At 58.0% G+C, this 1,642-nt stretch carries 1 rRNA gene; it reads right to left on the bottom strand.

Annotation, left to right across the window (positions count from 1 at the left end):
* Positions 1-131 precede the first annotated feature (131 nt).
* Positions 132-1,642, bottom strand: a 23S ribosomal RNA gene (locus tag AB0K37_RS42090); the annotation flags it as partial.

The following is a 1,642-nucleotide window of genomic DNA, read 5'->3' as shown; positions in this document are numbered from 1 at the left end:
GGGCGGGCAAATCAACGTCCGAACCATTCGGCTCGGTATCCAATTATCAAAACCGCGGTGCCCAGGTTGTTTTCTGGGAACCACACAGGGACGCGAACATCTCTCGCAGCGACTCACTCTGAACGTTCAGTGTGTTCAAGCCACTCGGCCTATTAGTACCGGTCGACTCCACACGTTACCGCGCTTCCATCTCCGGCCTATCAACCCGGTCGTCTACCGGGGGCCTTACACCCACAAAGGGGTGGGAGAACTCATCTCGAGGAAGGCTTCCCGCTTAGATGCTTTCAGCGGTTATCCCGACCGAACGTAGCCAACCAGCCGTGCCCCTGGCGGGACAACTGGCACACCAGAGGTTCGTCCGTCCCGGTCCTCTCGTACTAGGGACAGACCCTCACAATTCTCCTACGCGCACAGCGGATAGGGACCGAACTGTCTCGCGACGTTCTAAACCCAGCTCGCGTGCCGCTTTAATGGGCGAACAGCCCAACCCTTGGGACCTACTCCAGCCCCAGGATGCGACGAGCCGACATCGAGGTGCCAAACCATCCCGTCGATATGGACTCTTGGGGAAGATCAGCCTGTTATCCCCGGGGTACCTTTTAGCCGTTGAGCGACACCACTTCCACACGTAGGTGCCGGATCACTAGGCCCTGCTTTCGCACCTGCTCGACACGTCCGTCTCACAGTCAAGCTCCCTTGTGCCCTTGCACTCGCCACCTGATTGCCAACCAGGCTGAGGGAACCTTTGGGCGCCTCCGTTACTCTTTGGGAGGCAACCGCCCCAGTTAAACTACCCACCAGGCACTGTCCCCCACCCGGATACACGGGTGCGGGTTAGACGCTCAAAACGACCAGAGTGGTATTTCACCAACGACTCCACCCAAACTGGCGTCTGGGCTTCACAGTCTCCCACCTATCCTACACAAGACGCTCCAAGCGCCAATGCCAAGCTATAGTGAAGGTCCCGGGGTCTTTCCGTCCTGCTGCGCGAAACGAGCATCTTTACTCGTACTGCAATTTCGCCGGGCCTGTGGTTGAGACAGCGGGGAAGTCGTTACGCCATTCGTGCAGGTCGGAACTTACCCGACAAGGAATTTCGCTACCTTAGGATGGTTATAGTTACCACCGCCGTTTACCGGCGCTTAGATTCTCAGCTTCGAAGGAACAAGTCCCCCTAACCGGTCCTCTTAACGTTCCGGCACCGGGCAGGCGTCAGTCCGTATACAGCGTCTTACGACTTCGCACGGACCTGTGTTTTTAGTAAACAGTCGCTTCCCCCTGGCCTCTGCGACCCCACCCAGCTCAGACAGCAAGTGCCATCACCGAGCGAGGTCCCCCTTCTCCCAAAGTTACGGGGGCAATTTGCCGAGTTCCTTAACCACAGTTCACCCGATCGCCTTGGTATTCTCTACCTGACCACCTGAGTCGGTTTGGGGTACGGGCCGCCGGTACACTCGCTAGAGGCTTTTCTCGGCAGCATGGGATCACTCACTTCACCTAAAACGGCTCGGCATCAGCTCTCAGGATACGTGAGAGACGGATTTACCTATCTCTCTCCCTACAGCCTTACCCCGGGACAACCATCGCCCGGGCTGAGCTACCCTCCTGCGTCACCCCATCACTCACCTACTACCCCCTCGGG

It is taken from the genome of Actinomadura sp. NPDC049753 (assembly GCF_040674655.1).
GTDB classification, from domain to species: domain Bacteria; phylum Actinomycetota; class Actinomycetes; order Streptosporangiales; family Streptosporangiaceae; genus Spirillospora; species Spirillospora verrucosospora.
Note: the sequence above shows the minus strand (reverse complement) of the source record. Positions and strands in the feature narration are given on the sequence as shown.